10 protein-coding genes are annotated in these 14,224 nt (G+C 43.7%); 7 read left to right on the top strand and 3 right to left on the bottom strand.

All coding sequences use genetic code 11. The features are described 5' to 3' along the window. Nucleotides 1–242 precede the first annotated feature (242 nt). Together C170_RS25465 and C170_RS25460 are read right to left on the bottom strand one after the other, a co-directional pair. Nucleotides 243–1,619 (bottom strand): MmgE/PrpD family protein, encoded by a 1,377-nt coding sequence (locus C170_RS25465; protein WP_235200842.1) that lies wholly within the window; start codon nt 1,617–1,619, stop codon nt 243–245. Nucleotides 1,620–1,782: 163 nt separating this feature from the next. Further along, nucleotides 1,783–2,742, bottom strand: coding sequence for a LysR family transcriptional regulator (locus C170_RS25460; protein ID WP_036615525.1), 960 nt, complete (start codon nt 2,740–2,742; stop codon nt 1,783–1,785). A 232-nt stretch (nt 2,743–2,974) separates the two neighbouring features. Here C170_RS25460 and C170_RS25455 point away from each other — a divergent pair, with 232 nt between their 5' ends. The 4 genes from C170_RS25455 to C170_RS25440 are packed head-to-tail and all read left to right on the top strand — an operon-like array spanning nt 2,975 to nt 7,455. Continuing rightward, nucleotides 2,975–3,532, top strand: a complete 558-nt coding sequence (locus tag C170_RS25455; RefSeq protein WP_036615523.1) for a DJ-1 family glyoxalase III — start codon at nt 2,975–2,977, stop codon at nt 3,530–3,532. Between the two features lie 12 nt (nt 3,533–3,544). Then, nucleotides 3,545–4,099 (top strand): DJ-1 family glyoxalase III, encoded by a 555-nt coding sequence (locus C170_RS25450; protein WP_036615521.1) that lies wholly within the window; start codon nt 3,545–3,547, stop codon nt 4,097–4,099. Between the two features lie 27 nt (nt 4,100–4,126). Continuing rightward, nucleotides 4,127–6,028 carry a glucose PTS transporter subunit IIA gene (locus tag C170_RS25445; protein WP_036615519.1) on the top strand — a complete coding sequence of 634 codons (1,902 nt, stop codon included), beginning with the start codon at nt 4,127–4,129 and terminating at the stop codon, nt 6,026–6,028. Between the two features lie 11 nt (nt 6,029–6,039). Then, nucleotides 6,040–7,455, top strand: a complete 1,416-nt coding sequence (locus C170_RS25440; RefSeq protein WP_036615518.1) for a 6-phospho-beta-glucosidase — start codon at nt 6,040–6,042, stop codon at nt 7,453–7,455. 114 nt (nt 7,456–7,569) lie between these two features. Here C170_RS25440 and C170_RS25435 read toward each other — a convergent pair whose 3' ends face one another. Continuing rightward, nucleotides 7,570–8,931 carry an alkaline phosphatase gene (locus C170_RS25435; RefSeq protein WP_036615516.1) on the bottom strand — a complete coding sequence of 454 codons (1,362 nt, stop codon included), beginning with the start codon at nt 8,929–8,931 and terminating at the stop codon, nt 7,570–7,572. A 354-nt stretch (nt 8,932–9,285) separates the two neighbouring features. On the opposite strand from C170_RS25435, the gene C170_RS25430 reads away from it, so the two are divergent. The 3 genes from C170_RS25430 to C170_RS25420 all read left to right on the top strand — a co-directional run bounded on the left by C170_RS25430 (nt 9,286) and on the right by C170_RS25420 (nt 14,112). After that, nucleotides 9,286–11,100 carry a family 43 glycosylhydrolase gene (locus C170_RS25430; RefSeq protein ID WP_036615513.1) on the top strand — a complete coding sequence of 605 codons (1,815 nt, stop codon included), beginning with the start codon at nt 9,286–9,288 and terminating at the stop codon, nt 11,098–11,100. A gap of 232 nt (nt 11,101–11,332) precedes the next feature. After that, a complete protein-coding gene (locus tag C170_RS25425; RefSeq protein WP_036615511.1) occupies nt 11,333–11,647 on the top strand; it encodes an ArsR/SmtB family transcription factor in 315 nt (104 codons plus the stop codon). Then, entirely contained in the window at nt 11,644–14,112 is a 2,469-nt protein-coding gene (locus C170_RS25420) for an FAD-dependent oxidoreductase (RefSeq protein ID WP_036615508.1), read from the top strand. The genes C170_RS25425 and C170_RS25420 overlap by 4 nt, the downstream gene beginning before the upstream one ends. Nucleotides 14,113–14,224 lie beyond the last annotated feature (112 nt).

Genomic DNA, 14,224 nt, shown 5'->3' with positions numbered 1-14,224 from the left:
CCTCCAAAGCTTTGTTACTTCTGTAGTTTCACTATAAGCCGCATCAGCATTTATCGGATTTCTCTCACTTCAATACAAGTGGTGTTGTATAAGTTAACCAACTCCATGGGATATAATGCATATTAGCAAATTCGAAATAGGCTTGTGTGAGTCCAAACGTTAAAAAGGCCGCTTATCCAACAAGGGTAAGCGACCTTTTTTAGCGCATTTAGTAAACTTACATTAATGCAGTTTAAATTCGTTTAAAAACGGAGCAGCTTATCCACATGATTCATATGTTCCAGATTACGAATAAACTCGTATCGTTCTTGTTTTGTTCCATTAAATGGTGTTTCTAAAAGAAATTGATTGAATTTCTGTTCAAGCATATTCCAGCCAAACGGAGTTTCCATATCGCCTAGAGGTACAGGCATCCACCGTTCATATATATTGCCATCATGTGTTGTTATAACAACATGGGCAGCGCAAAAATGAGTTGGATGATCAGCCAGATATTGCTGCACTTCATCATCCAGGGTTACTGTAATTTTTTGCACCAGCTCCTGAACCTCTGGATCGGTGAAGCTATTGAATATTAATTCCTCTGAGTCCATACGACCGTATTTGAGAGCCACGGCTGAAGTGAATTGTGTGCTGGCCTGTGCTCCGATTGCGGTCTTGGGCTTAGGATTTGTCAGACGATATACAAATGAAGAGGTCCTCACATCAACAGACTTGATCTTGGATGGTGTTAAACTATAGTCTTCACTAAGTTCCAACATAGCATCCAGAGTGGCGTGTAATCCACGCTGGCAGGCATGACGTTTGAAATAAATGTCAGTCACTTTAAAATCAGTTCCCAGTCCTTCCAGCACATGACTTGTGTCACAATGACCGCTTGTTCCTTTGAAGGCCTGGAAGAATCCATATTTTCCTTCCAAAGCTGCATCAGGACCTGTGAAACCACAGGATGCCAATCTCACGGCCCTTAATCCGGTCAATGCCGCCCAGCCGCTGCATAAAATTTTCCCTGAAGTTCCATCATTCTGATATTCAATCAAACCTCCTGTGAACAGAGAAGCAATCCCCATCGCATCCTTGGTCTGCTTGGCATCTGCATTTGTTAATTTACTTACCAAGGCCGCTGCTGCGACAGCGCCGCATACCCCGGTAGCATCAAATCCTCTTTCCCGGTACATAAATGGATTGATCGCTTCGCCTAACCTAGCATATACGTCATAAGCCGCAACAATGGCGGTGATCATCTGTTTCCCATCGTTTCGGTGGAGCTGAGCCATACTTAGCAGGAGCGGAACAAGCACAGATCCAGGGTGGCCCATGGCGTGGCGATAGCCGTCATCCAGGTCTGCACAACGTGCCATCATGGTATGAATGAAGACAGCATGATCTGTGCTAGTGCGGACATCCTGTTCACCAATCAATGAGACCAAGTCTTCATTTTTAATAATAGAGTCTGCCAATCTTGCGTATTCCAAAATACGTTCACTTGTTTCAGAGTATCGACCAAATACCATATTACCGTAAGAGTCCAGTATTACCTGTTTACCTACTTCGATAGCCCTCTCGGAGAGATCCTCATATTGAAGACGGGTTATGTAGTTGGCAAGTTCTACATTCATATGATTCACAACAGTTCACCTCGTTATTTTGACTTCAATCCGCAAATACACGGGAAGTTTACATAACAGAAATATAAAGTTGTCATGATGTTGAACTCAAGCACAAGTTAACTGCACTAACTCAACTTTTGTATGCACATAAGTAATTGAACGCCAATATGATTCAATTGCTTTGATGTAATGAAGGGGTGCAATAACGTTTGACTATTTTTTTAAAATCCTCTACGTAAGAGGGGAAAATTTTAGATTTGTGATAGATCAATGCGAGCGGGTGAAGATAGGAAAAATCAGCGATTGGAAATACATGAAGGTGAGAATTCGTATGATTAGACTCATTTAATGCATGAATCCCTGAAAGATACATCGTTAATGAAAAACTGGCCGCGTAATCCTCAGCACACAAAAGGTGATGGATATCCGGTTGCGTCAATTCGTTAATACAATGCAGGGATATGTTACGTTCAGCGAGATGTTTATCGAGCAAAATACGGGAATTGAAGTTTTTCTTATTCAGAACAAAGGGTACATGTTGAAACAGACTCAAATCCGCACCCTGGTTAAATGTTTCGATGCACTCGGGATATTGATCAGGGAAATACTGCTTGAGCAAATTGTCCGAGATCACCATGTACATCTGCTCAAGCAGAATCGTTTCATACTTTACATTTTGCGTTACGATATTGTCTACACCCGAGAGAAACAGATCCAGTGAATTGTTTAACACCATCTCCTGCATTTGCGGTGAGGTTGTACGATGAATTTTAAGCTCCACTTTGGGATGCAGGGCATAAAACTCTTTTAATAATTTCGGCACGATAATGGGATAGCGGCCTTCGGTAATGCCAAAATGAATCGTGCCTGACTTATCCTCTTTAAGATCAGTAAGTTGATTCTCCATATTTAGATCCAGCAACTCAATTTGACGTAGCGTATCTTGCATAATTTTCCCCGCTGCTGTCAGCGCAATTTTAGGTTTTCTTTCGAAGAACGCAACACCATGTTTTTCTTCCAAGCTTTTTAGGTATTTGCTGAGTGATTGATGGGAAATATATAGTCGTTTCGCTGCATTGGAAATGTTTAACTCTTCGGACAGAACCAAAAAATATTTATAGTTATTAAGCATGCATACCTCCTGAGGTAATCTTTTGTGTGACTCTGATGTAAACACTATAGATGCAACACGGTTAAAGATCATCATACTGCAACTATTAGTTACATACAAGCAATCTAAATGTGCTTTGGGGTTGCGAATATCTATGATAAATTATGAATGTATTCACGATGTCCATAGCGGTGTAAGCGTGAGCAATATGCAAATGTCTGCTCCAAAATATAATTAACAGGAGGTTATGTGCGTGAGTAAAGTTGCAGTTCTATTAGCAGAAGGATTTGAAGAAAGTGAGACACTGACGATTGTTGATATTTTGAGAAGAGCACATATCGAATGTCACATGATTAGTACAGCGGGTGAAATGGTTCGTGGTAGTCATGACATCGTGGTCAAGGCTGATGCGCTCATCAGTGAAGATGTTAAAACTTACGATATGATCGTACTTCCTGGAGGAATGCCTGGGGCCGCTAATCTTCGTGATGATGAACGCGTAATTCAACTTATTCAGGAAATGAATCAGTCCGGCAAATATGTAGCAGCCATGTGTGCAGCACCTCTTGTACTAGCCAAAGCAGGTGTGTTGGAGAACAAAAATTTCACAGCTTATGTAGGTTATGATCAGAAAATTGAAACCAGCGGTACTTTTAAAGAAGATATTGTTGTTAAAGATGGAAATCTGATTACAAGCCGCGGCCCCGCGACGTCTTATGCTTTCGCTTTTGCATTAGTGGATGCCTTAGGCGGAGACAGTATGGCTGTCAAAAATCGTATGGTTTATTTCAATGCATTTGATGCTGAATAGGAGGGAACTGAAATGACGAATAAAGTAGCAGTATTGATGGCGGAAGGTTACGAAGAGGGAGAAACGCTGACGATTGTTGATATTTTGAGAAGAGCTGGATTAACCTGTGACACGTTTTATTTTGGCGATAAGCTGGTTAAGGGCATGCACGGCATCTTTGTAGAAGCAGACAAACCTTTTGGCGAAGAAGTAAAGCAGTATGACATGATCGTTCTGCCGGGAGGCCGCCCAGGTGGACAAAACCTGAAGGAAAATCCGGATGTGATTGACATGGTGCAGTACTTCAATCAGAACAATAAGTACATTGGCGCAATGTGTTCCGGTACGGTGGTACTGTCCGATGCAAAGGTCATTGAGGGAAAACAGGTAACAGGTTATGTAGGGTACGCTGAGAAATTGATTGGCGGCATCTTCAAGGATGAAGTCGTCGTAGCTGACCAGAATCTCGTTACAAGCCAAGGGCCTGCAACACCTTATCCATTTGCATACAAAATTGCAGAAATCTTCGGCAAAGATACATCAGGCCTACGTGAAAAGATGTTATACAACTTTGCCGGAGGCAAGTAAAGACAGCTAAGAGGGCGGGGGAATCATATGAAAACAGAGGAATTGGCTAAGGAGATTATCGCTAACATTGGACAGGATAATATTACGTATGCCACGCATTGTGCAACCAGATTGAGATTCAACGTAAAAGATGAGTCTCAGGTTAACTTGAAAGCGCTTGATCGACTGGAAGGTGTCCTGCGAGCCCAGTTTAACAGCGGTCAGTTACAGATCATCATTGGCGCAAAAGTGAAAAGCGTTTTTGACGCAGTAAGTGAAAAGCTTGACTTGGAAAATCAGGACATTGAAGTGAAAGCAATACAACAAAAAAAGAATGTGATTTCCCGAGTCGTGGAAACGGTGGCAGGTATATTCGGGCCAGTCATTCCAGTGTTGATTGGGTGCGGTATGGTGAAGTCTGTGCTTGCAATCCTGACGACAATGAATCTTCTTGAGACAACAAGTGGTGCGTACCAAACCTTTAGTCTGATTAGTGATCTTATTTTCTATTTTTTCCCCTTCTTCCTTGCAGTCAGCGCGGCCAAGAAGTTCAAAACCAACGAATATCTGGCTGTGGCCCTTGCCGGGGCTTATATGTATCCCACCATTATGGAAGGTGCAGCAAAAGTGGCAGAGACGGGTGTTACCAGTTTAAGCTTTTTCGGCCTTCCATTATTGCTCGTGAACTATAAGTCAACGATCATTCCGATTATTATTTCGGTTTGGGTGATGAGCTACGTCTACCGGTTTGTTAATAAACGAATACCCGATATGTTTAAAATTTTGTTTGTGCCGATGATTGTGTTGTTCATTATGGTTCCACTTGGATTAATTGTTTTCGGACCTTTAGGAACCTACTTCGGCAGTGGAGTTGCTCAAATTGTAACGTATTTGTATACGGTGAATGGCGTCATTGGTGCATTTTTGTTTGGAACATTCAGACCCCTTCTAATTATATTTGGCATGCATTACGCAATTACTCCAATTAACAGCCAGCTCATTGCTGAATATGGATACTCGGTAATTTCACCTGCGAACTTGACTGGAAATTTGGCTCAAGCCGGGGCATGTATTGGTGTATTCCTCTTATTGAAACATAAAGCGAGCAAATCCAGTGCTTTATCCAGTGGTGTAACGGCGATGTTTGGTATTACCGAACCGGCTATCTTCGGATTCAACCTTAAGTACAAGCGCCCATTTATCTGTGCGATGCTTGCAGGAGGTATCGGAGCAGCTTACATCAATTTCTGGGGTGGAGGAGCAACGGCTCTGATTCTGCCAGGTATCCTGGCCTTGCCAACCTATATCGCTGACAGTTATATACACATCATTATCGGGGTAGCAATCAGCATTACGCTTGCACTGGTTGCCGTCTTGATCTGGGGAATTGAAGAAGAGATTCCAGCTCCAGTTACTGCAAGTGTTGGCAATGGAACAGATGCTTCTGCTGCCGCTAATGTGATTGCGGCGACCTCAGAATCTCATGCTTTGACTCGACCAACCGGAACACTAATCATTGGCTCTCCGATTAACGGAACAGTTAAAAATATAACGGAAATCGACGATCCCATCTTTGCTCTGGGGAGCGGTGCCGCAGTTGAATCAATCGACGGCAAAGTATACGCGCCATTTGACGGAAAGGTTGTATCGCTGTTCCCAACCAAACATGCCATTGGACTGATGTCGAATGAGGGTGTGGAGATGCTTGTTCATGTAGGCATTAACACCGTCAAGCTGAAAGGAAAGCATTTCACAGCTTATGTGCAGCAGGATCAGGTGATTAAGCAAGGAGATCTGTTGATCGAATATGATCATGAAGCTATACGCGCAGCAGGATTTGATACGGTCGTGCCCATCATTATATCAAATACTTTTGAATATCAGAGTGTTGAGCAGATTGCTGAGGATCGGGTTGTCCAAAACGAAGCATTATTACGCATTCAAGCTTAGAGGTGGTAAATATGAGTAAATTATCTAAAGACTTTCTTTGGGGAGGCGCTGCAGCGGCCAACCAGTTAGAAGGTGGATGGAATGAGCGCGGCAAAGGAGTCAGTGTTGCAGATGTCATGGCAGCAGCAACACATGGCTTGGAGCGAAGAATTACACATGGAATTGAGGAGAATGTATATTACCCTAGTCATCAGGCTAGTGATTTTTATACAAGATACAAAGAAGATATTCAGTTGTTTCATGAGATGGGATTCAAATGCTTTCGAACCAGCATCGCGTGGACTCGGATATTTCCAAACGGAGATGAGACGGAACCGAATGAGGAAGGTCTGCAATTCTATGATGACTTGTTTGACACCTGTTTGGCATACGGGATTCAGCCAGTAGTCACCATATCTCATTTCGAAATGCCATATCATCTAGTGACGGAATATGGGGGATGGCGCAATCGTAAATTGATTGATTTTTACTTAAACTTCTGCGAAGCAGTCTACACCAGATATCGGACTAAGGTTAAATACTGGATGACGTTTAACGAAATCAATATGATTGTGCGCAAGCCATGGAAACCGGGAGGCATTCAGTGGAATGATGGGGAAAACAAACTTCAGACCATGTACCAGGCTGCGCATTATATGCTGATAGCCAGTGCCAAAGCAGTCAAGCTTGGTAAAGAGATCAACCCGGACTTTGTGATCGGCGGCATGTTCCTTCATCCAACATCATACGCAGCTACATGCGACCCTGATGATGTGCTTGCCCAGGTCAAAAAACTTCAACAAGCTTACTTCTTTCTTGATGTACATGTCAGAGGCAAATATCCACGCTCATATTATGGGTTCCTGAAGCAGCATCAATTGGAAATTGAAACTGCTCCTGAGGATGAATTGATTCTGAGAGAAGGAACCGTAGATTATATCGGATTCAGTTATTACTCCAGCTCTGTCGTTATGGCTAATCCAACCGATCAGGACAAGAGTGAGGGGAATGAAATAAGCGGTTATAAAAATCCGCTCTTGCCTGCCAGTGAATGGGGATGGCAGATTGATCCGGTAGGTCTCCGGATTACATTAAACTGGCTGTATGATAAGTATCAGATCCCGCTATTTATTGTAGAGAATGGTTTAGGCGCAGTGGATACGCTCGAAGAGGATGGGTCAGTGCATGATCCGTATCGGATTGATTACCTTAGACAGCATGTGAGTGAGATGAAAAAAGCCATTCTGGAAGACGGGGTCGAAGTGATAGGTTACACTCCTTGGGGTTGCATTGACCTTGTCAGTGCCGGAACAGGAGAGATGAAAAAGAGATATGGCTTAATCTATGTCGATAAAGACAATGATGGAAAGGGTTCATTAAAGCGAGTTAAAAAAGATTCTTTCTACTGGTATAAAGAATGTATTAAAAGTCAAGGGAAGATAATATAACACTTCGTCAAGTACACGAATGATCAATTAAAAGCCCTTGTCTCCATCGGCAACAACTGGAGACAAGGGCTTAAGCTTTTTCAAAGTTTTACCCGAAATTTATTAGGTTTTTTTTTACTGGTGCTTGCTGAGAATATCAAATATGATCTTGGCATTATCTGTGTTGTCGATCAAACCGGCGAAGCGATGACTTGCCGGACCGTAGGCATAGACCGGAACATCTTCACCTGTATGTCCACCTGTTGTCCAGCCGGTAAATGAACGGTTATCAATAATCGCTTCAATAGCATTATCAATCTTTGTTACATCCGCACTTTTGGCTGCTTCGTTCACCGATTGAATCTCTTCAGGTTTCAACTCCAGTTTGAGATAACTTTTCAGTGTTTCTTCAACCGAAGCACCTTTTGCAATTTGTGCTGCCATGAAGTCAGGTGTGCGCAGTGCAGCTTTGATTGGGTCTACGAAGAAGTTGTATTCTCCGTCTTTTCCAAGCGTAAGTCCGCCCGTGGAGTGGTCGGCAGTAGCTACGACAAGTGTTTCACCGTCTTTTTTGGCAAAATCAATAGCTGCCTGAAATGCTGCTGCGAAATCATCCATTTCACTCATCGCGCCAACGATATCATTATCATGTCCTGCCCAGTCGATCTGGCTGCCTTCGACCATTAGAAAGAATCCTTTGTCGTTCGAACTGAGGCGATCAATCGCTGTATTGGTCATCTCAGCTAATGATGGAGTTGCAGCAGTACGATCAATCAACTTGTCCAGCCCTCCGTCCGCAAACAGTCCAAGAACTTGTTGATTCTTATCCGCAAGGAGAGAGGAACGATCCGTCACATAGCTGAATCCGGCCTTCTGGAACTCCTTCGTCAGATCACGACCCTCGCGTACAAAATTGGATTTCCCTCCACCCAGAAGTACATCCACCTTATGCTTGCCATTAATCAACTCATCATAATAATCGTCCGCAATTGCATCCATATTTTTTCGACTGATATCATGGGCACCAAATGCAGCTGGTGTGGCATGAGTGATCTCCGATGTAGCCACGAGTCCGGTGGCTTTCCCGTTTTCTTTGGCCTGTTCAAGTACGGTTTTGACTTCCTTCTGCTCAGGGTCAACCGCAATGGCCGCATTGTATGTTTTCACGCCCGCGGACATGGCCGTTGCTGCGGAAGCGGAATCCGTCACATTTTGTTTATCATCATCCGGATAGGTCATTTGTGCTCCAACCAGATAAGGGTCGAATACGGTTTTATCCATGCCCTTCGTCGAAGGATCATCTTTCATATAACGGTAGGCGGAAGTATAAGAGGTCCCCATGCCATCCCCAATGAGGAAGATGATGTTCTTGATTTGTTTTTTCTCCACACTTACAGCTTGAACCGCACTTGCTTGTCCTGCAGACAAGAGAGTAGAAGCCGATACAGCCAGAGTCAGCGCTACCGCTGGTAATACTCTTTTGGATAATTTCACAATGATTCCTCCTCGTAATATCTCAACAACAAAAATGAATGCATGAATCTATATTCATTTGTTCATCATTAAGAAGATTAGCATTTATATGTAAATGAAAACCAAGAACTTTGTATACCTGAGGTAAAATAAACATAATAAAGGCGATGTGATAATTCTTTGCATGAGGAGCAAGTCAAACATTCCAATTAGGGCATATGTTTCCGGCGAAAGATTCACATGATCTTTTACATACGAGATTACAAAAATATACTCATTCCGCTGTTTTTGAAGTATGATACAACATAAGTAGAACGCTTTCATTTTTATATTACTGTTAGTATACAATCAATTTCATTTTCAGGAGGCTCTTTACCATTGACCAAAACAACTCCAAATTATGATGGGTATCTCTTTGTACATTTTATTGGCGAACAACCAGACGGAGAGCAGGTTTATTTCTCCTATAGCGAGGATGGTCTTCACTGGAAGGACCTTAATGGCGGATCGCCTGTGCTGTATTCCGACCTTGGAGAAAAGGGGGTACGGGACCCGTTTCTGGTTCGTTCAGTCAAGGATAATAAATTTTATCTGATTGCTACGGATCTCCGCATCGCAAGCGGCAAAGGATGGACTCATGCCGTTAATGCCGGGAGCCGTGACGTAATTATATGGGAATCCAGCAATCTCGTGAACTGGTCATCCCCATGGAACGTTACACTAGGTGTGGAGGGCGCTGGATGTGTCTGGGCACCAGAAGCTGTGTATGATGAGATGGCAGATGAGTTTCTTGTATTCTGGGCTTCTGCGACGCAGGAACCACAGGAGCAAGAACGAAAACAAAAAATATACAGTGCTCGCACAAAAGACTTTCGTACGTTCTCTGCATCGGAAAAATACATCGAGCGGGATAATCATATTATTGATACAACGATTCTTCCTGCGGATGGCTCTTATTATCGATACTCCAAGGATGAAACAACCAAAAACATACGGGTAGAAAAAGGAGACTCTCTCGACAAAGGGGCATTTGTTACACTTCAAGCTCCGGTACTGGAGGCTATGGCAGGTGTGGAGGGACCTCAAATCTTTAAATTCAATGACCGGGAGGAATGGTGTCTGATTGTTGATCGATTTGCTGAAGGCAAGGGTTATCTTCCTCTGCTGACTACAGATCTGGGAAGTGGAGAATTCCGAATCGTCCCTGATGGTGAATTCGATATGGGAACGACTCAAAAGCGGCATGGAAGTGTCCTGCCAATCACAGCTGAGGAGTGCAGCCGGCTTCTCGCGGCTTTTGGGGATGGTCATCAGGTGCTTCCCGGACAATATGCCGATCCTGATGTCGCACAGTTTGGGGATCGCTACTATATGTATCCAACAACAGATGGCTTCGAGGGGTGGTCGGGGACACAGTTTAAGGTGTTTTCTTCTTCAGACCTGAAGCATTGGCAAGACGAAGGCGTGATCCTTGATCTGGAAACAGAGGATGTCGCCTGGGCAACCGGTAATGCCTGGGCGCCGGCAATTGCCAGTCGAAACGGAAAGTTCTATTTTTATTTCTGCGGAAAAATGCGGAACGGAGAGAGTGCCATTGGCGTTGCTGTAGCAGATACACCGATTGGTCCATTCCTGGCCGAGTCGCAGCCTTTAATCACAATGGAGCAGTTGAAACGTCTGGGCATTACTATGGGTCAAGCGATTGATCCCTCCATCTATATCGAAGATGATGGAAGACCGTATCTGCTATTTGGCAATGGACATGGTGCCATTGTGGAGCTTGGTGAAGACATGATAAGTGTCGTGGAGGACACAATGAGCAATCTGGCGGGCTTGCATGATTTTCGTGAGGCGGTAACCGTGTTGAAGCAGGGTGGACTATACCACTTTACATGGTCCTGTGATGACACAGGCAGCGAAGACTATCATGTGAATTATGGTACGGCAGAGCAGCTATATGGTCCAATTACCTATCGATACCCAATCCTGAGCAAAAATGTGGAGAAGGGCATGCTGGGCACAGGTCATCACTGTATATTTAATGAAAATGAAACCGGTCAACTACGGATTGCCTATCACCGTTTTGTAACGCCACTGTCCAGATTCTCCTCTGGAAAGGGGTATCACCGCGAAATATGTATGGACCCGATTCTTTTTGGTAAGGACGGACTGATTCAGCCGGTCATACTCTAACATAAGATGTTCAATTAAATCACTATTTTATGAAGAACTGATACAGCATGATTGCCTGTCAAATGTCGCTTTTAGCGGTTTTGGCAGGCCTTTTTATCATCCACCTGGAACAAGCCAAAACCGTAGGGGTGAGCGTGTATGGAACTTATTAAACGCATTAACTCCAGAATACATTTGACAGGAGAATCAATAAATCGTATTATTACGATATAACGATTTAGGAGGAATACTTTTGAACACTCCCGCTTTTGACAGCAATAACATTAAACAGTTCGATGAACCAGCTAATCTGCTGAAAGCTCTGTCTCACCCCATTCGTTTATGCATTGTGCGCGGACTGATGATGAAAAAAAAATGTAATGTTTCTTATATGCAGGAATGTCTGGATCTTCCCCAATCAACAGTCTCACAACACCTCCAGAAACTTCGTAGTGCAGGTATTGTTGCTACGGAGCGGAATGGTCTTGAAGTGAACTATGTGCTTGCCGATCAACGGGTTGAACAGATTATCAAAACTTTATTTGAAAAGGATGATTGTGAATCATGAGCAAAAAAGTACTTATTGTTGGCGGTGTAGCTGGAGGTGCATCTGCAGCTGCACGTCTTCGCCGTCTGGATGAACATGCCGAAATTATTATCTTTGAGAAAGGGCCCTACATTTCATTCGCCAATTGTGGTTTGCCTTATTATATAGGTGGCTCCATCGATGATCGAGAGCGTCTGCTGGTGCAAACGCCAAAAGGGATGGCAGATCGCTTTTGTATCGATGTGCGTACAAGAAGTGAGGTTATAGCTATCGATTCGCAGAAGCGAGTGGTTAAGATACAGTCCCAGGAGCGCGGTGCATATGAAGAAAGCTATGACGAGTTGATATTGTCACCAGGTGCTAAACCAATCATTCCCGATCTGCCGGGCAAGGACAATCCACTAATTTATACCGTACGAAGTATTCCAGATATTGATCGGATCAAAGACCAGGTGAGTTCGTCTAACAACCAATCTTCAATCGTGATAGGCGGTGGGTTTATAGGCGTGGAAATGGCTGAGAATTTAAAGGAAGCTGGTCTGGATGTAACGCTGATTGAGGGGAACGCACAAGTACTCACACCCTATGATACCGAGTTAGCAGCCGCATTAGCACAGGAAATGGAGAATCATGGTGTAAACCTGCTGTTTTCCAAACGTGTTCAGGGATTTCATTCCTTAGAGCAGGGCATAGGGGTTGAACTTGCCGATGGTCATGTGTTGACAGCTGACATGGTTATTCTTGCGATAGGCGTAACGCCGGACACCTATTTTTTGAAAGATAGCGGCGTTTCGCTGGGTGCACGTGGACATATTATCGTAAATGAAGCCTTGGAAAGTAGTGTGCCACATATCTATGCTGTTGGGGATGCCATCGAAGTAACGGAAACCATACATGGTACGAAGGCAACGATACCACTTGCCGGACCTGCCAACAAACAAGGTCGTATTGTTGCCGACCGTATCGCAGGGCTTCCTTCTACCTATAGAGGAACACAAGGTACGTCCATTATCAAAGTATTTGGAATGACCGCAGCGACGACAGGCAGTAATGAAAAAACACTACAGCGTCTCGGCATGGACTATCAAACCGTTATCGTACACCCTGCTTCTCATGCATCGTATTATCCGGGTTCAAGTGCAATTACTCTTAAACTGCTGTTTACTCCGGAAGGCAAAATTTTAGGCGCACAAGCAGTCGGTTATGATGGAGTGGATAAACGAATTGATGATATTGCTGTAGCCATTCATTTTGGAGGACATGTCCGGGATTTAACAGAGCTTGAACTGAGTTACGCGCCTCCTTATTCGTCTGCCAAAGATCCCGTGAATATGGCTGGATATGCAGCAGAGAATATGATTACCGGACGTGTTCAGACGTTCACCTATAATCAACTGGCTGATCGTCAGCCGGGGCAGTCGATACTTCTGGATGTACGCAGTGAAATTGAGCATCAAAATGGTCATATTCCGGGTTCACTCTCTATTCCAGTTGATGAGCTTCGTCAACGTTTAGATGAATTAGACCCATCCAAAGAAATCTGGCTATACTGTCAAGTCGGCTTACGTGGTTACACTGCTTCGCAAATTTTGCGTCAGCATGGTTTTAGTGTAAAAAACTTGAGTGGTGGTTATAAAACATACCGTCAAGCCCAGTTTAAGTCTGCTCCATATACTGCTGCAAAACAAGATCATCATGATCCTGTGATAGACGCAAAGGAAAAGGAGTCTATTCCCACTTCCTTAACACAGCCGCAACGTATTGATCATGAGTTGAACGTATGTGGATTAAGTTGTCCTGGTCCCCTAATTCAGGTTAAGCAGAAAATGGATCAACTAGCGAACGGAGAAACCCTTCGCGTGAAAGCTTCCGATCCAGGATTCTATGAAGATGTCAAAGCATGGGCCACAATGTCGGGTTCCACAATCTTGCAGTTGGAAAGACTGAAAGGCGGTACAATTGAGTCTGTCATTGCCAAAAATACAGCACAACCCGTATCCAATGCCCCAATCAGCGATCCTGCCAGCACGATGGTTGTTTTCAGTGGTGATCTGGACAAAGCGATCGCTTCACTCATTATTGCAAATGGGGCAGCAGCCAGTGGACGGAAAGTAACCCTATTTTTCACGTTTTGGGGATTGAGTATTATTCGCAAGCAGCAACCGCAGAAGTTATCCAAAACTATGATCGGCCGTATGTTTGATATGATGTTACCTCGCGGGAGCCAGAGGCTTGGCATGTCCAAAATGAATATGCTCGGAGCAGGCCCGAAGATGATCCGTGGTTTGATGAAAAAACATCATGTGCCTTCGTTGGAAGAATTGATAGAGAGCGCAATTGCACAAGGAGTAGAGATCGTTGCCTGCCAAATGTCTATGGATTTAATGGGAATTCAGCGTGAAGAATTAATAGACCAAGTTAAAATTGGTGGTGTCGGTTATTATCTTGGACAAGCATCACAAGCCAATCATAATCTGTTTATTTAAAAAATTAATAATGCTGAGCAGGTAAAATGAATGAGTACCGAGAGGATGCCACCATGCGTGGCATTTTTTTGTTCAAAAATAATGAACGTTTCATTCAGAAACGGTTCTTTGA

Source organism: Paenibacillus sp. FSL H7-689 (assembly GCF_000517905.1).
GTDB classification, from domain to species: Bacteria; Bacillota; Bacilli; order Paenibacillales; family Paenibacillaceae; genus Paenibacillus; species Paenibacillus amylolyticus.
This window is presented reverse-complemented; position numbering and strand designations above follow the sequence as displayed.